The organism is Sphingomonas sp. FW306-1B-B10E (assembly GCF_058782005.1).
In genome coordinates this window covers 1-20,484 of the sequence record NZ_JBYSXG010000069.1, presented here as the reverse complement: position 1 = coordinate 20,484, position 20,484 = coordinate 1, and the positions used below count along the sequence as shown (strand labels likewise).

At 67.3% G+C, this 20,484-nt stretch carries 17 protein-coding genes and 2 tRNA genes; 8 read left to right on the top strand and 11 right to left on the bottom strand.

The window, feature by feature from the left end; all coding sequences use genetic code 11:
* The first annotated feature begins 32 nt into the window (after positions 1 to 32).
* Positions 33 to 2,618, top strand: coding sequence for a molybdopterin-dependent oxidoreductase (locus AC3WJI_RS19550; RefSeq protein ID WP_492758970.1), 2,586 nt, complete (start codon positions 33 to 35; stop codon positions 2,616 to 2,618).
* Positions 2,611 to 3,384: a uroporphyrinogen-III C-methyltransferase gene (gene cobA / locus AC3WJI_RS19545; protein WP_492758969.1), complete on the top strand. Its 774-nt coding sequence runs from the start codon at positions 2,611 to 2,613 to the stop codon at positions 3,382 to 3,384. Before AC3WJI_RS19550 ends, cobA begins: the two co-directional genes overlap by 8 nt.
* A gap of 3 nt (positions 3,385 to 3,387) precedes the next feature.
* Here cobA and AC3WJI_RS19540 read toward each other — a convergent pair whose 3' ends face one another.
* Both AC3WJI_RS19540 and argJ read right to left on the bottom strand, forming a co-directional pair.
* Positions 3,388 to 3,807, bottom strand: coding sequence for a GFA family protein (locus AC3WJI_RS19540; RefSeq protein ID WP_492758968.1), 420 nt, complete (start codon positions 3,805 to 3,807; stop codon positions 3,388 to 3,390).
* Between the two features lie 2 nt (positions 3,808 to 3,809).
* On the bottom strand, positions 3,810 to 5,036 hold the full coding sequence (gene argJ, locus AC3WJI_RS19535) for a bifunctional glutamate N-acetyltransferase/amino-acid acetyltransferase ArgJ (RefSeq protein WP_492758967.1): 1,227 nt from the start codon (positions 5,034 to 5,036) through the stop codon (positions 3,810 to 3,812).
* Positions 5,037 to 5,090: 54 nt separating this feature from the next.
* Between argJ and AC3WJI_RS19530 the strand changes: the two genes are divergently transcribed.
* The 3 genes from AC3WJI_RS19530 to secA all read left to right on the top strand — a co-directional run bounded on the left by AC3WJI_RS19530 (position 5,091) and on the right by secA (position 9,368).
* On the top strand, positions 5,091 to 5,939 hold the full coding sequence (locus AC3WJI_RS19530; RefSeq protein ID WP_492758966.1) for an energy transducer TonB: 849 nt from the start codon (positions 5,091 to 5,093) through the stop codon (positions 5,937 to 5,939).
* A 312-nt stretch (positions 5,940 to 6,251) separates the two neighbouring features.
* Positions 6,252 to 6,512 (top strand): hypothetical protein, encoded by a 261-nt coding sequence (locus AC3WJI_RS19525; RefSeq protein WP_492758965.1) that lies wholly within the window; start codon positions 6,252 to 6,254, stop codon positions 6,510 to 6,512.
* Between the two features lie 111 nt (positions 6,513 to 6,623).
* Positions 6,624 to 9,368: a preprotein translocase subunit SecA gene (gene secA, locus AC3WJI_RS19520; protein ID WP_492758964.1), complete on the top strand. Its 2,745-nt coding sequence runs from the start codon at positions 6,624 to 6,626 to the stop codon at positions 9,366 to 9,368.
* A gap of 46 nt (positions 9,369 to 9,414) precedes the next feature.
* Here the strand turns inward: secA and AC3WJI_RS19515 are convergent, their stop codons facing one another.
* The 3 genes from AC3WJI_RS19515 to AC3WJI_RS19505 all read right to left on the bottom strand — a co-directional run bounded on the left by AC3WJI_RS19515 (position 9,415) and on the right by AC3WJI_RS19505 (position 11,685).
* The gene (locus AC3WJI_RS19515; protein ID WP_492758963.1) at positions 9,415 to 10,020 is read right to left on the bottom strand and encodes a CC0125/CC1285 family lipoprotein; all 606 of its coding nucleotides are present in this window, start codon (positions 10,018 to 10,020) and stop codon (positions 9,415 to 9,417) included.
* A 130-nt stretch (positions 10,021 to 10,150) separates the two neighbouring features.
* Positions 10,151 to 10,672: a phosphoribosyltransferase gene (locus AC3WJI_RS19510; RefSeq protein WP_492758962.1), complete on the bottom strand. Its 522-nt coding sequence runs from the start codon at positions 10,670 to 10,672 to the stop codon at positions 10,151 to 10,153.
* A complete protein-coding gene (locus AC3WJI_RS19505; RefSeq protein WP_492758961.1) occupies positions 10,669 to 11,685 on the bottom strand; it encodes an adenosine deaminase in 1,017 nt (338 codons plus the stop codon). The genes AC3WJI_RS19510 and AC3WJI_RS19505 overlap by 4 nt, the downstream gene beginning before the upstream one ends.
* A 64-nt stretch (positions 11,686 to 11,749) precedes the next feature.
* Here AC3WJI_RS19505 and AC3WJI_RS19500 point away from each other — a divergent pair, with 64 nt between their 5' ends.
* Positions 11,750 to 11,959, top strand: a complete 210-nt coding sequence (locus tag AC3WJI_RS19500) for a KTSC domain-containing protein (protein WP_492758960.1) — start codon at positions 11,750 to 11,752, stop codon at positions 11,957 to 11,959.
* 4 nt (positions 11,960 to 11,963) lie between these two features.
* Here AC3WJI_RS19500 and AC3WJI_RS19495 read toward each other — a convergent pair whose 3' ends face one another.
* The 5 genes from AC3WJI_RS19495 to moaA all read right to left on the bottom strand — a co-directional run bounded on the left by AC3WJI_RS19495 (position 11,964) and on the right by moaA (position 14,416).
* Positions 11,964 to 12,380, bottom strand: coding sequence for a secondary thiamine-phosphate synthase enzyme YjbQ (locus AC3WJI_RS19495; RefSeq protein WP_492758959.1), 417 nt, complete (start codon positions 12,378 to 12,380; stop codon positions 11,964 to 11,966).
* 8 nt (positions 12,381 to 12,388) lie between these two features.
* Positions 12,389 to 12,463 (bottom strand) — tRNA-Asn (locus AC3WJI_RS19490).
* Positions 12,464 to 12,514: 51 nt separating this feature from the next.
* Positions 12,515 to 12,589: transfer RNA gene (locus AC3WJI_RS19485), tRNA-Asn, on the bottom strand.
* A gap of 49 nt (positions 12,590 to 12,638) precedes the next feature.
* On the bottom strand, positions 12,639 to 13,406 hold the full coding sequence (locus AC3WJI_RS19480; protein ID WP_492758958.1) for an NAD kinase: 768 nt from the start codon (positions 13,404 to 13,406) through the stop codon (positions 12,639 to 12,641).
* The gene (moaA, locus tag AC3WJI_RS19475; RefSeq protein WP_492758957.1) at positions 13,403 to 14,416 is read right to left on the bottom strand and encodes a GTP 3',8-cyclase MoaA; all 1,014 of its coding nucleotides are present in this window, start codon (positions 14,414 to 14,416) and stop codon (positions 13,403 to 13,405) included. The genes AC3WJI_RS19480 and moaA overlap by 4 nt, the downstream gene beginning before the upstream one ends.
* A gap of 80 nt (positions 14,417 to 14,496) precedes the next feature.
* Between moaA and AC3WJI_RS19470 the strand changes: the two genes are divergently transcribed.
* Both AC3WJI_RS19470 and AC3WJI_RS19465 read left to right on the top strand, forming a co-directional pair.
* Complete coding sequence (locus AC3WJI_RS19470) at positions 14,497 to 16,479, top strand: putative bifunctional diguanylate cyclase/phosphodiesterase (RefSeq protein ID WP_492758956.1); 1,983 nt, start codon at positions 14,497 to 14,499, stop codon at positions 16,477 to 16,479.
* Positions 16,476 to 16,877 carry a hypothetical protein gene (locus AC3WJI_RS19465; RefSeq protein ID WP_492758955.1) on the top strand — a complete coding sequence of 134 codons (402 nt, stop codon included), beginning with the start codon at positions 16,476 to 16,478 and terminating at the stop codon, positions 16,875 to 16,877. Before AC3WJI_RS19470 ends, AC3WJI_RS19465 begins: the two co-directional genes overlap by 4 nt.
* Positions 16,878 to 16,982: 105 nt before the next feature.
* On the opposite strand, the gene mfd is transcribed toward AC3WJI_RS19465, so the two are convergent.
* Complete coding sequence (gene mfd, locus AC3WJI_RS19460) at positions 16,983 to 20,441, bottom strand: transcription-repair coupling factor (protein ID WP_492758954.1); 3,459 nt, start codon at positions 20,439 to 20,441, stop codon at positions 16,983 to 16,985.
* Positions 20,442 to 20,484: the final 43 nt, after the last annotated feature.

Here is a 20,484-nt window from a genome sequence, read left to right as displayed (position 1 = left end):
ACCCCAACCCCTCCCCTAAAGGGGAGGGGCTAGTGGAAGTCCGCACCACCTGCGCTTATTGCGGCGTCGGGTGCGGCATTCTAGCCACCCGCACCGGCGAACGCGCGGTCGACATCCAGGGCGATCCCGAGCACCCCGCCAATCACGGCCGCCTCTGCTCCAAGGGAACGCATCTCGGCGAGACCGTCGGGCTCGAAGGCCGGCTGCTCCATCCGATGATCGGCAAGCGCCGCGCGAGCTGGGACAAGGCGCTCGACCTCGTCGCGAAGCGCTTCCAGCAGACGATCGCCGAGCATGGGCCGGACAGCGTCGCCTTCTATGTCTCGGGCCAGCTGCTCACCGAGGATTATTACGTCGCCAACAAGCTGATGAAGGGCTTTGTCGGCTCGGCGAACATCGACACCAATTCGCGGCTGTGCATGTCGAGCGCCGTCTCGGGGCACCTGCGCGCGTTCGGCGAGGACGTGGTGCCGGCGTCGTACGATGACCTTGACGCGGCCGACCTGGTCGTGCTGGTCGGGTCGAACACCGCCTGGTGCCATCCCGTGGTCTATCAGCGCATCCGCGCGCGCTGCGATGCCGGCGCCAAGCTGGTGGTGATCGATCCGCGCCGCACCGAGACCGCCGAGGAAGCCGACCTGCATCTGCCGCTGCGCCCCGGCAGCGACGTTGCGCTGATGAACGGGCTGCTCGCGCATTGCCGCACCAACGGACTGATTGACGAGGCTTACCTGTCCCGCAGCGTCAGCGTATCCGACGACTTTTGGGACAAGGTTGGAGAGGGGAGCGACCTGTGGTCGGTGGCGAAGGCATGCGACCTTCCGCCCGCCGACCTCAGGCGCTTCTTCGAGCTGTTCGCGGCGCACCCGCGTACCGTCACGCTGTTCAGCCAGGGCGTGAACCAGTCGTTGCGCGGCACCGACCAGGTCAACGCGATCGTCAACGTGCATCTCGCCACTGGCCGGATCGGCAAGCCCGGCGCGGCGCCTTTCTCGATCACCGGCCAGCCCAACGCGATGGGCGGCCGCGAGGTCGGCGGCCTCGCCTCGACGCTGGCGGCGCACATGGATTTCGCGCCGGAGAATGTCGCACGCGTGCAGCGCTTCTGGGCGGCGCCGGCCGTGGCGTGCCGGCCGGGGCTCAAGGCAGTCGACCTGTTCCGCGCTGTAGGCGAGGGGCGGATCAAGGCGCTCTGGGTGATGGCGACCAACCCGGCGGTGTCGATGCCGGATGCCGGCCGCGTGCGCGAGGCGCTGGCGGCGTGCCCGTTCGTGGTGGTGTCCGACGTGATCGCCGAAACCGATACCAGCAAGTTCGCGCATGTCCGCCTGCCGGCTGCCGCCTGGGGCGAGAAGGACGGCACGGTGACCAATTCGGAGCGGCGGATCAGCCGCCAGCGCGCGGTGCTCGACCTGCCCGGCGAGGCGAAGCCGGATTGGTGGATCGTCAGCCGGGTCGCGCAGAGGATGGGCTGGCGAACGGCCTTTGCGTATGACCGGCCCGCCGACATCTTCCGCGAGCATGCCCGGCTGTCGACCTATCAGAATGGCGGCGAGCGGCTGTTCGCGCTACCGGGCCACGTCGCCATCGGCAACCAGGCTTATGACGATCTCACCCCGTTCCGCTGGGGCGGCGATGCCTTCGCCGACGGTCGGTTTCCCACGCCTGAGGGCAAGGCGCGGCTGGTACCAGTACAGCAGACGGCGCTGCACGACCCGCTTCACAAATGGCCGCTGACGCTGAATACCGGACGCTATCGCGACCATTGGCACACGATGACGCGGACCGGCCTCAGTCCGAAGCTCGCGCGACATCGCGACGAGCCCTTGGTCGAGGTTCATCCCGACGATGCCGCCGCGCTGGGTCTCGCCGATCGCGGTCTCGCCCGCGTGTCGACGCCGCAGGGCGCGAGCCTGTTCCGCGTGACGATCAGCGCCGGCCAACGCCGCGGTGAGCTGTTCACCCCGATCCACTGGACCGACCAGCAATCGACCGGCGGGCGCACCGGCCTGTTGCCGCGGCCGCTGGTCGACCCGCATTCGGGGCAGCCTGGGTTCAAAGCGACCCCCGCCGCGATCGCGCCGATCGCGGTGGCGTGGCGCGGGTTCCTGCTCGCTTCAGGCGAGTCGGGCCAGCCCGACTGCCTATGGGCGACGCGGGTGCGCGTGCCGGGCGGCGTGCTCTACGAGCTTGCCGGCGAGGGCGATCCGGCTCTGCTCGATGCACTGCTTCCCAAGGGCGAGCGCATCGAGGCGGTCGACCATGCGCGCGGTTCGCGGCGGCTCGCGGTGCTGCAGGAAGGCAGGCTCACCGCCGCCTTGTTCGTAACCCGTGAGGGGCTGCTGCCGGCGCGAGACTGGTTGATCGCGCAGATCGGCGAAGCGGCCAGCCCGGCGGTACTCGCTGGCGCCGCCCCGGGCGCGCGTGAGGATCGCGGACCGATCGTGTGCCTGTGCTTCGATGTGGGGCTCAAGACGATCGTCCAGGCGGTCGTGTCGCAGCAGCTGACCAGCGTCGAGGCGGTCGGCGCGGCGCTGTCGGCCGGAACCAATTGCGGCTCGTGCCGCCCGGCGATCCGGCGGTTGATCGAGCAGAACAGGAGCGCGGCCAATGGCTGAGATCGAACCGGGCGAGGTATGGCTGGTCGGGGCGGGGCCGGGCGATCCCGACCTGCTGACGCGCAAGGCCGAGCAGCTGCTGCGCGCGGCGAGCGTGGTGTTTCACGACGCATTGGTGAGCGAAGGCGTGCTCGCGCTGATTCCCGCGCAGGTTCGCATGGTGGCGGTCGGCAAGCGCTCGGGCCGGCATTCGAAGGACCAGGATTCGATCAACGCGCTTCTCGTCAAGGCGGCATTGGCCGGGGAGCGCGTGGTGCGGCTGAAGGGTGGTGATCCGTCGATGTTCGGGCGCTCGGCGGAGGAAGCAGCCACGCTGGCCGCGGTCGGCGTGCGGGCGCGGATCTGCCCGGGCGTCACCGCGGCCAGCGCGGTAGCAGCGTCGGCGGGAATTTCGCTGTCGCTGCGCGGGATGGCGCGGCGCGTGCAGTTCGTCACGGCGCATGCCCGCGCCGGCGAGCCACTCGTGCTCGACTGGGCGCAACTCGCCGATCCGGGGTCCACGACGGCATTCTACATGGGGCGCTCGGCCGCCGCCGACATCAGCCGCAACCTTATCACGCAGGGGCTCGATCCCAAGACGCCGGTCCTGGTCGCCTGCGACGTCAGCCTGCCGAGCGAGCGCTGCCTGCGCACGCGGCTCGATCTGCTGCCGCTTGCGGTGCAGGCAGTGACCGAGGGCAAGCCGACGTTGATCCTGGTCGGCGAAGCGGTGCGGCAGGCGGAGCCTGTGCCCGCTTTGCGGATGGCGGCGGGGGCCGGTCTTTAGCCGCTACATGTCCGTCAGCCCGCGCGTGTCCGGGCGGAAGCGATCGTGGCGGGGGAGATCGTCGCCGGCTTCGGCCCAGGCGATCCGCTCGGCATAGAAGATGTGGAAGCCCGGCGTCACGGCGTCGGGCGCGTCGAGCGTGGCGATGCTGAAATCCACCGTCTCGGGCTGGTGATCGACCTGCATCAGCAATGGCGTGCCGCAGCGGGTGCAGAAGCGCCGATGGCCGAAATCGCTCGATGCGACCCTGCCGACCCGCTCGGCGCCCTGGGTGAAGACGAAATCGCCGATCGGCACGGTTGCGAAGGCCATGGCCGGGCTGCCCGAATTGCGCTGACAGGTGCGGCAATGGCACCACCCCGCGTCGTAAGGCGGGGAAGCTAGCCGGTAGCGCACCGCGCCGCACAGGCAACCGCCTTCCATCGTCAGCTCCGATAGTCGGCGTTGATCGATATATAGCCGTGGGTGAGATCGCAGGTCCACACGGTCGCGCGGCCATCACCTAGTCCGAGATCGACGCCGATCTCGATCTCGCGGCCCTTGAGGTGCGCGGCGACAGGCGCCTCGTCATAGCCTTCGACCGCAAGGCCGTCACGGGCCACCTGGGTGGCGCCGAAGCGGATCGCGAGCTTGTCGCGCTCGGCGGGCTCGCCGGCCTTGCCGACCGCCATCACGACCCGGCCCCAATTGGCGTCCTCGCCGGCGATCGCGGTCTTGACCAAGGGAGAATTGGCGATCGACATCGCGATGCGGTGTGCGCTGCGATCGCTCTCGGCGCCTTCGACAGTGATTTCGATAAGCTTCTGCGCCCCTTCGCCATCGCGCACGACGAGCAACGCGAGCTGGTGGCATAGGTCGGCGAGCGCGGCGCGGAACGCATCGGCGCCGTCACCGTCCTCGTCGGCAAGGACTGCATTGCCCGCCTTGCCCGTGGCGAAGGCGAGGATCGTGTCGCTTGTCGAGGTGTCGCCGTCGACCGTAATGCACGAGAAGGTCCTGCGGTTGGCGTCGGCGAGCGCAAGCTGCAGGAATTCGGGCGCGACCGCCGCATCGGTGAAGACGAAGCCGAGCATCGTCGCCATATCGGGCGCGATCATCCCCGAGCCCTTGATGATCCCGATCAGGTTGACCGTGCGGCCATCGACCACCGCGGTCGTCATCGCTCCCTTGGCGAATGTGTCGGTGGTCATGATCGTCGCGGCGGCGTCTTCCCAATCGCAAGGTTCGGCAGTGAAGGCGGTGTCGAGCCCGGCTTCGGCCCTGTCGATCGGCAGCGGCACGCCGATCACCCCGGTGGACGACACGAACACGTCCGAAGGCTCGCAGCCGAGATGCGCCGCGGCACGCGCGGCAATCGCCTCGACCGCTGCACGGCCGCGATTTCCGGTGAAGGCATTCGAATTGCCGGCATTGACCACCAGCGCGCGCGCCCTGCCGAGAACCAGCGCCTTGCGACACCATTCGACTTCGGGCGACGGGCACTTGCTGTTGGTCAGCACGCCGGCCACGCTGGTGCCCTCGTCGAGGGTGACGAAAGTAAGGTCGCAGCGGTCCCAATTCTTGTAGCGCGCCCGCGCGACACGCGGCGTCACGCCCGCGATGGCCGGGAGGGCGGGAAAGGCAAGGGCGAGTGGGGAGCGTTCGGTGGACATGGCGAGACCTGCTGATAGGGTGCGGCTGCTTCGGGCAGCAGGCGGCAAAGATCAATGATTTTGGCGATAGCGGCGGCGTATCTCGGTTCCAAGCTTGCGGCTTTCCCCACCGGGCAGGAAACCTCCGCCAGGGCGGTACAGCCGGCGGGCAATCCGGGCTCCTGGGTCACGCCAGACGACTATCCCCCCGCCGCACTGCGCGCCAACCAGTCCGGTCCCGTCGGCGTCCGGCTCTCGATCGACAGCGCGGGCACGGTTACTGGATGCACCATTATCCATTCGTCCGGAGCGGCTGCTCTCGATGATGCCACATGTGCGCTGCTGTTGAGGCGCGCTCGGTTCACCCCCGCAATCGACGGCAGCGGCAAGGCAATCGCTTCGAGCTGGAGCACGCGCTTTCGCTGGGAGATCCCGAAGGCCGAGCCCGTGCCTGTGGCGAACTGGCGCAGCGCCGCGGTGATCACGGTCTCCATGGAGGGGCGTGTCCTGTCGTGCGAAGATCGTTCGAGCGGATTGATACCGGCCCAGGTGGGCCCGCCTTGCGACAGTTTCCGCGGCCAGCTTCCGCCCGACATGTTGCGGGGGGTGGGCTGGATGCCAGGCGACCACCCCATCACCATCGAGGCGGCGATGCACTTCGACGGCCTGCCGGAACCGCAGCTCGATTATCGTGATCCGGGGCAAGTCATCAGGGCGCACGTCAAAGTGCGGTTTGAGGTGAGCGAAGCAGGCGACATCGAAAACTGCAATTTCTTGCCCACGGGCGAGGAAGGATGGATGGCGGCGATGCTCCCCGATTCATGTGCCGAGCTGACGGACAAGATGGTGCCGCGCACGACGGCGGAGGGCAAACCCCAGCGAAGCGCCGGCACCTTCGAGATCGCGGTCTCGCGGAAGAAATAGTCCATCTCTGCTGCCGCAGCTATCGCACCGCGTCGGCGCGTTACTGGTGCTTTCCCGCTCGAAGTGTCGCGTTGGAAGAGCACAGGTGAGGCGTCGGTGTCGCGGTAGCGTCGCAGTCGCAAACCCGGCGCTTCGGGCGAAAAATTGCTTCCTCGTGTCATCCGAGCCAATCGATTCGATGCGACGCTGCCTCGCCTCGGCACTCCAAGGCGAGTGAATTCTTAGCGAAGCTGTCTCGCGTCCCAAGCATTTTGATTAGACGAATGGCGGGTGGCACACTATGTCGCTGCCTCCTGCACGAAGAGAGCCGAATTGAACCTGCTGCTTCTCCTTACCGCGCTGTTCGCGAGCCTGACCGGTGCCGGTGCGGGCGAGCGCGCGGTGCGGCAGGCGCAGGACGTGGCGGTGGTTCGTGCGGCGGAATCGGTGCAGGCTGCGGTCGATCCGGCCCGGCGCGCTCTGCCGACGACGGGGCACGCCGCGCGCATCGCGATCGCGCAGCCGCTTTATCCGCAGGCGCATGCAGCAGCGCTGCCGGCTGCCTATCTGCCGTTCGAGCGCCGTCTCGAATAGCGCGCCGGGAACGGCGCGCCGACGCAGCGCGCGCCCTTGCTTTGCACATCGATGCGGGCGCCGGCCATGCCGTGCCCGCCTGACCAACATCAGAATACGACAGGAACTCCCATGCTCGGCGGCCTTGCCAAGACCATTTTCGGTTCTTCGAACGAACGCTACGTCAAGTCGCTCGGCGCGATCGTCCAGAAGATCAATGCGTTCGAACCCGCCATTTCGGCGATGGACGACGCCACCCTCGCCAACCAGACGGTGCTGTTCCGCGAGCGGCTGGCGAACGGCGAGAAGCTCGACAGCATCCTTCCGGAGGCGTTTGCCACGGTGCGCGAGGCGGCCAAGCGGACGCTCGGCCAGCGCCATTACGACGTCCAGATGATCGGCGGCATCGTGCTTCATCGCGGCGAGATCGCCGAGATGCGCACCGGTGAAGGCAAGACGCTCGTCGCGACGCTCGCGACCTATCTCAACGCGCTGCCGGGCGAGGGCGTCCACGTCATCACCGTCAACGACTATCTCGCCAAGCGCGACGCTGAATGGATGGCGCAGGTCTACGGCTTCCTCGGCCTGACCACCGGGGTGATCATCCCGAACCTCAGCGATCAGGAACGCCGCGACGCGTACAATGCCGACATCACCTACGGCACCAACAACGAGTTCGGCTTCGATTACCTGCGCGACAACATGAAGTACGACCGCGCCTCGATGGTCCAGCGGCCGTTCGCGATGGCGATCGTCGACGAGGTCGACTCGGTGCTGATCGATGAGGCGCGCACGCCGCTGATCATCTCGGGGCCGACCGACGACCGCAGCGAGCTTTATATGGGCGTCGACGGAATCGTGAAGCAGCTCGTCCCCGTCGATTACGAGAAGGACGAGAAGCAGCGCACCGTCGTGCTCACCGAGGACGGCACCGAAAAGGTCGAGCGGATGCTCGAGGCGGCCGGGCTGCTCCAGGGCGCCAATCTCTACGATTTCGAGAACACCCAGGTGGTCCACCACCTCAACCAGGCGCTGCGCGCCAACGTGATGTTCAAGCGTGACATCGACTACATCGTGAAGGACGGCAAGGTCGTCATTATCGACGAGTTCACCGGCCGCATGATGGACGGCCGGCGCTGGTCGGAGGGGTTGCATCAGGCGGTCGAAGCCAAGGAAGGCGTCCAGATCGAGCCCGAAAACCAGACGCTCGCGAGCATCACCTTCCAGAACTATTTCCGCATGTACCCCAAGCTTGCAGGCATGACCGGCACCGCGGCGACCGAGGCGCCCGAATTCTTCGACATCTACAAGATGAACGTGGTCACCATCCCGACCAACCTGCCGGTGCGCCGCGTCGACGAGGAAGACGAGTTCTACAAGACCACCGAAGAGAAGTTCGCGGCGATCGCCAAGAAGATCCGCGAACATGCCGCCAAGGGCCAGCCGGTGCTGGTCGGCACCGTGTCGATCGAGAAGAGCGAATTGCTCTCCGAATTCCTCAAGAAGGAGGGCGTCGAGCATTCGGTGCTCAATGCGCGGCATCACGAGATGGAGGCGGGCATCGTCGCCCAGGCCGGCCGGCTCGGCGCAGTGACGATCGCCACCAACATGGCCGGCCGCGGCACCGACATCCAGCTGGGCGGCAATCTCGAATTCCGTATCCATGACGAGCTCGAAGGCGTGGAGGAAGGCCCGCAGCGCGACGCCGCGATCGAGCAGATCAAGGCCGAGATCCAGGCCGAGAAGGCGCGTGTGCGCGAAGCCGGCGGGCTGTTCGTGCTCGGCACCGAGCGCCACGAGAGCCGCCGCATCGACAACCAGCTGCGCGGCCGCTCCGGCCGCCAAGGCGATCCGGGCCTGTCGCGCTTCTACCTCAGCCTCGACGATGACTTGCTGCGCATCTTCGGCTCGAACACCTTGTTCGCCAAGATGATGCGCAACAATATCGAGGATGGCGAGGCGATCGGCAGCAAGTGGCTGTCCAAGGCGATCGAAACCGCGCAGCGCAAGGTCGAGGCGCGCAACTACGACATCCGCAAGCAGGTCGTCGAATATGACGACGTGATGAACGACCAGCGCAAGGTCATCTACGAGCAGCGCGCCGACATCATGGATGCCGACACGGTGGGCGAGGTCGTCGCCGACATGCGGCTCGAGACGGTCAATTCGATCGTCGGCGAGGCGTGCCCGCCCAACAGCTATCCGGAGCAATGGGATGTGGCGGGGCTCAAGGAGAAGCTCTCCTCGACGCTTGGTGTCGACGCGCCTGTCGAGAGCTGGATCGCCGCCGAGGACGGGATCGACCCGGAGCAGGTCGAGGAGCGCGTTCGCGAACTGGCCGATGCGGTGGTTACCACCAAGTCCGACGAGCTCGATCCCGAGACCTGGACGCAGATCGAGAAGTCGATCCTGCTGCAGAATCTCGATCATCATTGGAAGGAGCATCTGGCGATGCTCGACGCGCTGCGCCAGGTCGTCCACCTGCGTGCCTATGCGCAGAAGACGCCGATCAACGAATATAAGCACGAGGCGTTCGCGATGTTCGAGCGGATGCTGGCGAACATCCGCGAGGACGTGACCCGGACGCTCGCCTTCGCGCAGTTCCGCATGGCCCCGCCGCCCGACCTGCCCGAACTGCCCGACTTCCTGACCACGCACATCGACCCGTTGACCGGGGTCGACGACAGCGGCGATTATGACGCGGGTGCGGCGGGAATGGTGTTCAACCAGCTGCCGCAGATGGGAATTCCGCAGCCTTCAGGCGAAAATCTCGGCACCGATCCGAGTGAATGGGAAGGGCTGGTCAGCCGCAACGCGCCGTGCCCGTGCGGATCGGGCCGCAAGTACAAGCACTGCCACGGCGCACTGACGGCTTGAGGCTAGGAGCTCCTCCCCGAGCGCAGCCCGGGGAGGAGTTTGGAAGTTACCGCGTTTCGGGCATCTTGATCGACGGGCCCAGGCGGTCGAGCACTTCGCGTGCGTCGAAGGCGCGGACATTGTCGGTCGGCTTGGGGCCGCGGCCGGTGACGATCTCGGCAGTCGCCTCATATTGGCGAACGGTGCGATAATCCCAGTCGCGGTCGTTCCAGAACGGATCGTCCCAGAACGGATTGTAGCTGCGCCAGCCCCAGCGCGACCCGCGATAGAAGCGCCACGACGGGCTCCAATAGCCCCAGGGGCCGCCGCCGTAGAAACCGCCGCCGAACGCGCCCGGCGTGCGATAGGTGTCGGTGCGGGTCTCGGTATCGCGGGTGACCAGGATGAAGTGATCGAAGCCGCGCTGCACGGTCAGTTCGGCTGCCCGGTACAGCAGATAGCGCTCGACCGTCTCGCGCGCAGTGAGGCTGTTGCCCGAGAAGCTGACGCGGAAGCGGTTGCTTTCGATCTGCTCGTCCGAGAAGCCAGCGCGCGACGACGCAGTGGCGGGTTGATAGGGCGTCGCGGTCATGCAGCCTGCGAGCGCGGCACTGCCCGCTAGGGCCGCGGCCAGCGCCGTGATGCGCGAGCGCCTGGTTATGCCTTTTAGCATGGTTCCTCCGGTAGTTATGGCGAGGGGCGGGGATGCCGATCGTCAGTTCGAACGCGCGCGGGATGTGAAAGGCTCCGCACGATTGCGCGATGAATCGTGCGCCAGCGGCGATTGACGGAGCCTGAACGCGTCAGCCGATTCGCTCCGGAACTTCCATGGCTTCCTCGGCGATCTTCGCACGCGATGCCATCGCTTCCCAGGGGAAGACGAACCAGTCCTTGTCCACGCTGCGGTCTATCGTGCGGGCGCGATAGTCGACGCGCTGGCTGGAAAGGCGATTGTCGAGCAATACGGCGAAACGGATATTGGTGTCGACCGCGCCGAGCGCGGCAAGTGCGGCGCGAATCTCGCCGATTGTCTTGCCGCTGTCGTTGATGTCCTCGACGAACAAGAGATGGTCGCCTGCGCGGGCGCGCTCGGCCAGGACGGCGATCAGCGCCGGGCCGAACGATGCGATCCGTGCCGAGTGATCGATCGATACCAGCGGCAGGTCCATGCGGTGCGACAGATACACGGCAGGCGCGAGCCCGCCACGGCCGACCCCGACGAGCAGCGACGGCCGCCAGCCTTCGGTCTCCATTGCCGCCGCGAGCGCCGTCACCCCGGCGACCATCTCTTCATGCGTGTAGGGCGTGAAGACGGTCTCGCTCACGCCTGCGCCTCGACATAGGCGTCGAGCCGGGCGAGGTGCCTTGCAACGTCGTCGTCGGTCAGGAACGAGCCGAGAAAGCTGTTGCGCGCCAGGGTGACGAGGTCATCCCGGTCGAGCGCGCGGCCCTGCGCGATCGCGCGGAAATTGTCGCCAACATAGCCGCCGAAATAGGCCGGATCGTCCGAATTGACCGTCGCGCGCAGTCCGAGCCGCAGCATTCGGTCGATCGGATGCACGTCGATCGACGCGACGTTGCAGAGCTTGACGTTCGACAGCGGGCAGACGGTGAGCGTCATCCCCGAACGCGCCAGGCGGGCGACCAGCGCCGGGTCCTCGAGGCTGCGATTGCCATGGTCGAGCCGGTCGACATGGAGCAGGTCGAGCGCTTCATAGACATAGTCCGGCGGACCTTCCTCGCCGGCATGCGCGACACGCTTGAGGCCCATCGCGGCGGCGGCGGCGAAGACGCGCTCGAACTTGGCGGGCGGATGGCCGACTTCGGACGAATCGAGCCCGACGCCAGCGATCTGGTCGATCCAGGGCTGCGCCTGTTCGAGCGTGTGGAAGGCGTCTTCCTCGTCGAGATGGCGCAGGAAGCAGAGGATCAGCTTGGAGGTGAGGCCGTGCTTCGCCTCCGCCGCGGCCATGCCGGCGAGCAGGCCGTTGGCGACCACCCCGAACGGAACGCCGCGATGCGTGTGCGTCTGGGGATCGAAGAAAATCTCGGCATGGACCACGCCATCGGCCGCAGCGCGATCGAAATAAGCGAGCGCCAAATCGCGGAAATCGTCTTCGGTGCGCAGCACGTCGGCGCCGGCATAATAGATGTCGAGGAAGTCCTGCAGGTTCGAGAAGGCGTAGGCGGCGCGCACTTCCTCGACCGACGCATAGGGAATGGCCACATCGTTGCGCCGGGCGAATTCGAACATCTGTTCGGGCTCGAGGCTGCCTTCGATATGGAGGTGGAGCTCGGCCTTGGGCAGGCCGGAGATGAAGGCGTCGAGATCGCTCATCGACCGAACATCGCAGGGGCGAGGGCCGAGCGCAACGCCGCGACTCGCCGTGCGTTCAGAAGGCATGCCGTCGAGCGTGATCCGCCGCTGGAACTATGACGAAGCCGAGTGCCGGCTCGATGTCACGTTCGTCAGTGGCCGTGTGTACAGCTATCATGAGGTGCCGCCCGAGATTGCGAAGGCGATGGGCGAGGCATTCTCGAAGGGAAGCTATTTCAACCGGCATATTCGCGACAATTTCGCGTTCACCGAGCATCGCCGGCGCGCGCCGTAGACCTTCATTCCCCGATGAGATGCAGCGCGACCTGGCGCCGGTGTGGCCGGCGGCGGTGCTCGAACAGGTAGATGCCCTGCCAGGTGCCAAGCGCGAGACTGCCGGCGATCAGTGGAATCGAGAGATGGATGCCCGTGAGCGCGGCGCGCAGGTGCGCGGGCATGTCATCGGGACCCTCGTCATCGTGGGCATAGTCCGCGCTCTCAGGCGCGAGGCGCGCGACCCATGCCTGCAGATCGGTGCGGACCTCTGGCGCCGCGTTTTCTTGGATGAGCAGCGATGCGGAGGTGTGCCGGCAGAACAGGGTGAGCAGGCCCTGGTCGAAACCCTCGCCGGAAACCCAGCCGACGACGTCGCGCGTAATCTCGATGAGGCCCTGGCCGTTGGTGTCGACGCCGAGGATGTGGGTCGCTTGCCGCATGAAGGAAGTGGCTCCCTGAGTAGGATTCGAACCTACGGCCGCTCGATTAACAGTCGAGAGCTCTACCGCTGAGCTATCAGGGAATAGCGGCTTCCCGGCTGTGCTGCCTCGCCACCGGCACTGGGTCCGGCGGCTGGCTCCCTGAGTAGGATTCGAACCTACGGCCGCTCGATTAACAGTCGAGAGCTCTACCGCTGAGCTATCAGGGAACAAGCCGAGGGCGCGTCTATAGCTCGTGAAATTTGCAATGCAAGCGGGTCAGGCGATGAATTGTTCCATCGTTATGCGGTCGTCGAGCGCGTGCTCGGGATCGAACAGCAAGGTGAGGTCGCGCATATGGTCGATCGCGACGTCGACGCGCGCGACTTCGCGAATCTCGCGCTGGTCGGCGACCGCGCTGACTGGGCGCTTGTCGGCCTCGAGGACACGGATGCCGATCCGGGTTTTCTCGGGCAGGATCGCGCCGCGCCAGCGCCGCGGGCGGAATGGGCTGATCGGGGTGAGCGCGAGCAGCGCCGAGCCCAGCGGCAGGATCGGGCCGTTGGCGGAGAGGTTGTAGGCGGTCGATCCGGCGGGGGTAGCAACGAGCATGCCGTCGGCCACGAGCTCTTCTAGCACGACGCGGTCGTTGACTGTGACTTCGAGCTTGGCCGTCTGGCGGGTTTCGCGCAGCAGCGAGACTTCGTTGATCGCGGGCAGCACGCATTGCTCGCCGCTGATCGTCGTCGCGGTCATGCTGAGCGGCGAGACGCGGAACGGCTTGGCGCGCCCAAGCCGCTCGTCGAGCCGTTCGAGCCGCCAGTCGTTCATCAGGAAGCCGATGGTGCCAAGGTTCATCCCGAACACGGGGACGATCCGGCGGCGCTCGAGCATCGCGTGGAGCGTCTGGAGCATGAACCCGTCGCCGCCCAGCGCGACGACCTCGTCGGCCTGATCGAGCGGTACCCAGTCATAGGCGCGATGCAGTTCCTCGGCCGCGGCTTGCGCGGGCGGCGTCGGCGAGGCGACGAGCGCGCGCAGCGTCATCCGCCGGTGACGCTCATATGGCGGGCGACCGCGGGCACAGCGCCGGCGGCGATGCGAAAATCATGGCGCTCAGGCTTCAGATCGAGCGCTCGGTCTATCTGGACATCGACTTCGGCCAGCCCGCGGGTACGGATCGCTTCGCGCAGATCGACCGAATCCTCGTGGCCGAGGCACATGTGGAGCTTGCCGTCGGTCGACAGGCGGACGCGGTTGCAGGTCGCGCAGAAATTGCCGGTGAGCGGCGAGATCAGGCCGAGCCGCGTGTCGGTTCCTGCCAGCTGCCAATAGCGCGCGGGGCCGCCGGTCTGGTGCGTGTCGGGGACGAGATCGAAGCGGTCGCGGAGGTCGGCGAGCACGGGCGGAAGCGGCAGGAAGCGATCGACACGGTCCTCGTCGATCCGGCCGAGCGGCATCGTTTCGATCAACGTGAGGTCGTGGCCCTGGTCGGCGGCCCAGGCGAGCATCGGGGCGATCTCGCCCTCGTTGAGCCCCTTGAGCGCAACCATGTTGATCTTGATCCGCAGCCCCGCCGCCTTGGCCACCGCGATGCCGTCCAGCACCTGGGTCACGTCGCCATGGCGGGTGATGTGGCGGAAGGTCGCGGGATCGCGGCTGTCGAGGCTGACATTGATCCGGCGCATGCCGGCGGCGAACAGATCCTCGGCATGCGCGGCGAGGCGGGTGGCGTTGGTGGTGAGAGTGAGCTCGTCGAGCCCCGTGCCGACCTGTCGGCCGAGCCGCCGGGCAAGATCGATCATGTCGCGGCGGACCAGCGGCTCGCCGCCGGTGAGGCGGATCTTGCGTACCCCGCGCGCGATGAAGCGCTCGGCGATCAATGCGATCTCTTCGAGGCTCAGCAATTCGGCGCGCGGCAGGAAGGTCATCGCCTCGGCCATGCAATAGCGGCAGCGCAGGTCGCAGCGATCGGTGACCGAGATGCGCAGATAGCGGATCGCCCGGCCATGGCGGTCCACCAGTCTGTCGGCGGTCGGGACGGGGGCGCTGGCCATGTTGGGGGGTTAAGGCCTTGCGCGCGGCCAAACAACCCTTCGGATGGCGGCGCGCGCCGGTTCCCGCTATCGAGGGGGGAATGGATGATAATTTCTCGATCGCCGACGCCACCGCCGCAACCGATATTCCGGTGTTCGTGCTGTCCTTCCGTCAGCGCGACGAAGTGGCCGCGGCGGCCGCCGGCGGCGGCTGGCGCGTGGTTGCCGCACGGCGGCCGGACGGGCTGGAGCAGCGCTTCCTCGCCAGCGGCGCGAGCGTCGCGGTGATCGATGCGCGCGGCGCGATGAGCGAGGGGCTCGACGCGACCCGCGCGCTGAGCAAGGCGATCGAGGCGCATGGCGGGGCGATCCTGATCCTCGTCTCGCAAAGCGATACGGTGCACATGCGCCACTTCTACGACGCCGGCGCGACGCACTTCCTCGGCAGCCCGATGTCGTCGGCGGCGATGGCGCATGCGATCCGCTTCGCGCACCGGCATGTCGAGCGGCTGGCGCAGTCGCGCGGGCAAAGCAATGGCGCGGCCGAGCCGCTCGGCTGGCGGTTCGATCCCGAGATGCGCTCGCTCCAGCTGACGCCGGGCCTCGCCAATCTGCTCGGGCTGAGCGAGGCGCCGGGGCTGCTATCGGTGATGCGGCGGCTGGGGGACGAGGACCGCGACCTCGTCAAGACCGCGTTGCGCCGGCTCGGCCGCGACCACGGCTCGACGGCGTTCGCGCACGACCTCGCCGGGGTGGGGCGTGTGGTCCAGCACCTGCAATATGACCCGCAGAGCGGCTCGCTGCACGCGCTGGTCGAGGCGCTTGGGGTGGCGCCGGACGCCAGCGTTGCGGTGCGCGATGCGCTGACCGGCGCGCGCGACGCGACCAGCGCGCGACGCTGGATCGACCGGCAGCTCGCCGAGGGCGAGACGATCGGCGCGGTCCTGATCGCACTGAGCCGCTTCGAGACAGTCAACACGGCCTATGGCCGCGAGGCGGGCGACGCATTGCTGCGCGGCGTGTCGCGGCGCGTGGCCGAGGTCGCGCGCGAGACCTTGGGTCGCGAGGCGATCGTCGCGCGGATCGGCGGCTCCGAATTCCTCGTCGCGAGCCCGGGCGCGACCGGCACGCAGCTCGCCGAAGCCGAGGCGCGGCTCGAGGACGCGATCAGCCGGCCGTTCGTCGCGGGGGGCGAAATCGCGCATCTCGGCGCGAAGATGGCGAGCACGGCCAGTGTGCCGGGCGATTCGGCGGCGAGCCTGTTGCGCCGGGCGAGCGAGGCGCTGCTTGGCGACGCCGTGCCGGCCGAGCCCAACGCACCGCCGATCGAAGAATTGGCCAATGACCTGCACCGCGCACTCGAACGCAGCGAGATCGGGGTGCGCTTCCAGCCGCAGGTGGCGATCGCGTCGGGGCAGATCATCGGCGTGGAGGCGCTGGCGCGCTGGCAGCACCCGCAACTGGGCGAGATCGGCGCCGAAACGCTGTTCCTCGCCGCGCAGCGCGCCGGGCTCGAGATGCAGCTCAGCGACCATGTCCAGCGCCGTGCCTTGACCGCGGCGGCGCAATGGCCGTCGAAGCTGGCGCGGCTGCGGCTGTCGATCAACGTCACCGCGAGCGATGTGGCGCGCGCTGGCTTTGCCGATAGTCTCCTAGGACGGGTCGATGCTAGCGGGTTTCCGCGGGCGCGGTTGACCGTGGAAATCACCGAGAGCGGTATCATGGCCGACCTGACCGAAGCGGCGCGACTGCTGTCGCTGCTGCGCGCAGCCGGATGCCGCGTGGCAATAGACGATTTCGGGACGGGCTATTCGAGCCTCGCCTATCTCAAGGCACTGCCGCTCGACTATCTTAAGATCGACAAGCGCCTGAGCCACGACATCACCGGCGCGCATCGCGACCGAGTGGTGGTCCGCGGCGTGATCGATATGGCGCGGTCGCTCGGGCTGGCGGTGGTGGCCGAGGGCGTCGAGACCGACGCGCAGCTCGACCTGCTCGCCAAGGAAGGCTGCCAGTATTTCCAGGGCTATCTCTGCGCCGAGCCGCTCGACGTGCCGGCACTCGCGAACCTGGTGCAGGGATGAGCGATCCGCGGGATGTGACCGGGGTCTGGTACGGCCGCTATGCCGCCGACCATGGCTATGAGGACAACGGCTTCATCGCGTTGCTCGAGGAGACGAGCGGCGCAGTGACCGGCACGATCACCGAGCCCGACGAGGCGGGCGGTCAGATCCGCCGCGCGACCGTCAGCGGCCGGCGCGACGGCGCGAGCCTGCGCTTCACCAAGCAATATGACGGCAGCGGCGGCTGGACGCACACGGTGCGCTATTCGGGCGCGGTCGATGCCGACGGCACGCTGGTGATGGGCAGCTGGATCGTCGAAGGGCTGACCGGCGCATTCGACATGACCCGCGAGAAGTTCGATGCGGAGGCGCTGGAGGACGAGGAAGCGGTGGAGATCGTGCTCGACCAGCGTATCTGAGCCTCACATCACCACCGTTCGCCCTGAGCTTGTCGAAGGGCTGTTCTTCTATCGCGCGGGGAGCGATGGTGCTTCGACAAGCTCAACACGAACGGTTGCCAGGTTTTACCCCGCGGCCTTGGCCAATCCGCGCGACAATTGCAGCGCGCCGTGCAGACGGGCCTTGGGATTGGCCCAGGCGCGGTTGATGACCAGCTTCATGTCGGGGCGCAGCCGCGCCGTCTCGCCGAGCTTGTCGACATAAGCGAGCAGGCCGGGGACGTTGGGAAACTTGTCCTCGTGGAAGGTGACCAGCGCACCCTTGGGGCCGACGTCGATCTTGGCGATGCACGCGGCCTTGGCGTTGAGCTTGGCTTCGATCAGCGTGATCAGATTCTCGGTCGCCTCGGGCAGCTTGCCGAACCGGTCGATCATCTCGGCGGCGAAGGCATCGATGCCCGCGCGGTCGTCGACGTCGTTGAGACGGCGGTACAGCCCCATGCGCAGGTCGAGATCCGGGACATAATCCTCGGGGATCATGATCGGCGCGTCGACCGTGATCTGCGGGCTGAGGTTCTTGGGGCGCAGGTCGTCGCGCAGCCCGCCGGCCTTGGCGTCGAGGATCGTCTCTTCGAGCATCGACTGGTATAGTTCGTAGCCGACTTCCTTGATGTGCCCCGATTGCTCGTCGCCGAGCAAATTGCCCGCGCCGCGGATGTCGAGATCGTGGCTGGCGAGCTGAAAGCCTGCGCCGAGCGATTCGAGGTCGGAGAGCACCTTCAGCCGCTTGCTCGCCGCCTCGGTCATCTGCCGCTCGGGCGGCGTAGTCATATAGGCATAGGCGCGCGTCTTCGAGCGGCCGACGCGCCCGCGGATCTGGTAGAGCTGGGCGAGGCCGAACTTGTCGGCACGATTGACGATCAGCGTGTTTGCCGAGGGGATGTCGAGGCCGCTCTCGATGATCGTAGTCGAGACGAGCAGGTCGTAGCGGCGATCGTAGAAGGCGGACATCCGCTCTTCGACCTCGGTCGGCGCCATCTGGCCGTGCGCAACGACATAAGTGATCTCGGGCATGTCCTCGCGCAGAAACTTCTCGATATCCGGAAGGTCCGAGATGCGCGGCGTGACGAAATAGGCCTGGCCGCCGCGATAATGCTCGCGCAGCAGCGCCTCGCGCAGCACCACCGGGTCCCAGGGCATCACATAGGTGCGCACCGCCAGGCGGTCGACCGGCGGAGTCTGGATCACCGAGAGCTCGCGCAGGCCCGACATCGCCATCTGGAGCGTGCGCGGGATCGGGGTGGCGGTGAGGGTCAGGACGTGGACGTCCGCCTTCATCGCCTTGAGCTGTTCCTTGTGGGTGACGCCGAAGCGCTGCTCCTCGTCGACGATCACGAGGCCCAGCCGCTTGAAGTCGATCGTCTTGGAAAGTATCGCATGGGTGCCGACCACGACATCGATCTTGCCCTCGGCAAGGCCTTCCTTGGTCGCCTTGGCCTCGGCGGCGGGGACGAGGCGCGACAGGCGGCCGACCTCGATCGGGAAGCCCTGGAAGCGCTCGACGAAGTTGCGGTGGTGCTGGCGCGCGAGAAGGGTGGTCGGGCAGACCACGGCGACCTGCATCCCGGCCATCGCCGCGACGAAAGCGGCGCGCAGCGCGACCTCGGTCTTGCCGAAGCCGACATCGCCGACGATGAGCCGGTCCATCGGGCGGCCGGCGGCAAGATCGCCGAGCACGTCGTTGATCGCGCGGTCCTGGTCGTCGGTTTCCTCATAGGGGAAGCGATCGACAAAGGCGGGATAGCCGCCATGATCGGGCTCGGCGACTTCGGCGGGACGCGTCGCGCGCTTGGCGGCAGTGGCGATGAGGTCGCCCGCGATCTCGCGGATGCGCTCCTTCATCTTGGACTTGCGGCGCTGCCATGCCTCGCCGCCGAGCCGGTCGAGCGCCGCACCTTCCTCGCCGGCGCCGTAGCGACTCAGCACCTCGAGATTCTCGACGGGCACGTAGAGCTTGTCGCCGCCGGCATAGGAAAGCGCGACGCAATCGTGTGGCGCCTTCTGTACCGGGATCTGGGTCAGGCCTTCATAACGGCCGATGCCGTGCTCGATATGGACGACGAGGTCGCCCGGCGAGAGCGTAGCGAGCTCCTGGAGGAAGGCGTCGGTATTCTTGCGGCGCTTGGCCCGGCGGACGAGCCGGTCGCCGAGCATGTCCTGCTCGGTGAGCACCGCGACGTCGGGGGCGGTAAAGCCGTGGTCGAGCGGCAGCACGACGAGCGCGATGCCCTTGTCCGCCACGCCGAGCGCTTCCTGCCAGCCCTCGGCGTTTCGCGCACCCTTGAGGCCATGATCGCCGAGCAGTCCGGCGAGGCGCTCGCGGGCGCCGTTCGAATAGCTCGCGAGCACCGGCTTGCGGCCGTCCTTGCGCACCTTGGCGAGGTGCGCGACGACGGCTTCGTAGACATTGCCGCCCGCGGCGCGCTCGGGGGCGAAATCGCGCGGGCCGTCGACGAGGAAATCGAGCACGGTCGCGCTTTCGGGCTCGTGGAACGGTGTGGCGACGTGCACCGGGCCGTGGTCGAGCGCCTTGCTCCATTCGTCGGGCGACAGATACAGCGCGTCGGCCGCGAGCGGGCGATAGCTGCCGGGCGCGGTCGATTCGGCGCGGACGCGGTTCTGCTGATAGTCGGCGATCGCCTCGAAGCGCTGCTCGGCCGCGCCGCTGGTCGCGGAATCGCGGACGATCACCGTCTCGTCGGGAAGATGCGCGAAGAGCGTGTCGAGCCGCTCCTCGAACAGCGGCAGCCAATGCTCCATGCCGGCGAGGCGGCGGCCGTCGCTGATCGCCTGATAGAGCGGGTCGCCGGTGGCGTTGGCGCCGAACGTCTCGCGATAGCGACCGCGGAAGCGCTTGATCGATTCTTCGTCGAGCAATGCCTCGGAGGCGGGGAGCAGCGTGAAGCCGTCGACGCGGCCGGTGGTGCGCTGGTCCTCGGGCGAGAAGGTGCGGACCGATTCGATCTCGTCGCCGAAGAAGTCGAGGCGCAATGCCTGTTCGGCGCCGCTGGGGAAGAGGTCGACGAGGCCGCCGCGTACGGCGAATTCGCCCGCGTCGTTGACCGTGTCGACGCGGACATAGCCATTGGCCTGAAGCAGCGCAGTCAGCTTGTCGAGGCCGATGCGCTCGCCCGGCGCGAGCCGCGCGACGAGCTGGCGGATGCGGAAGGGGGTGAGGGTGCGCTGGGTTGCCGCGTTGACCGTGGTGACGATTAGCCGGGGCTTCTCAGATTTGATCTGAAGTGCGTGCAAGGTCGCCAGCCGCTCGGACATGACGCGTAGGGTCGGGCTGGCGCGGTCATAGGGCAGGCAGTCCCAAGCCGGATAGCTGAGGATGTCGAGCTCGGGAGCGAAATAGGGGGCGGTCGAGGCCACCGCGCGCATCGCTGCCTCGTCGGGCGCGATGAACACCGCGATGCTCCCCGCGCGGGCGAGATCGGCCAGCATCCAGGGCAGGAAACCGGTGGGCGCGCCCGAGAGCGTGAGCGGGCGAGTGGCGGAAAGGATCTTCTTGAGGTCGGGCATTCTTTCTCTTTCGCCCCTCCCCTTCAGGGGAGGGGTTGGGGGT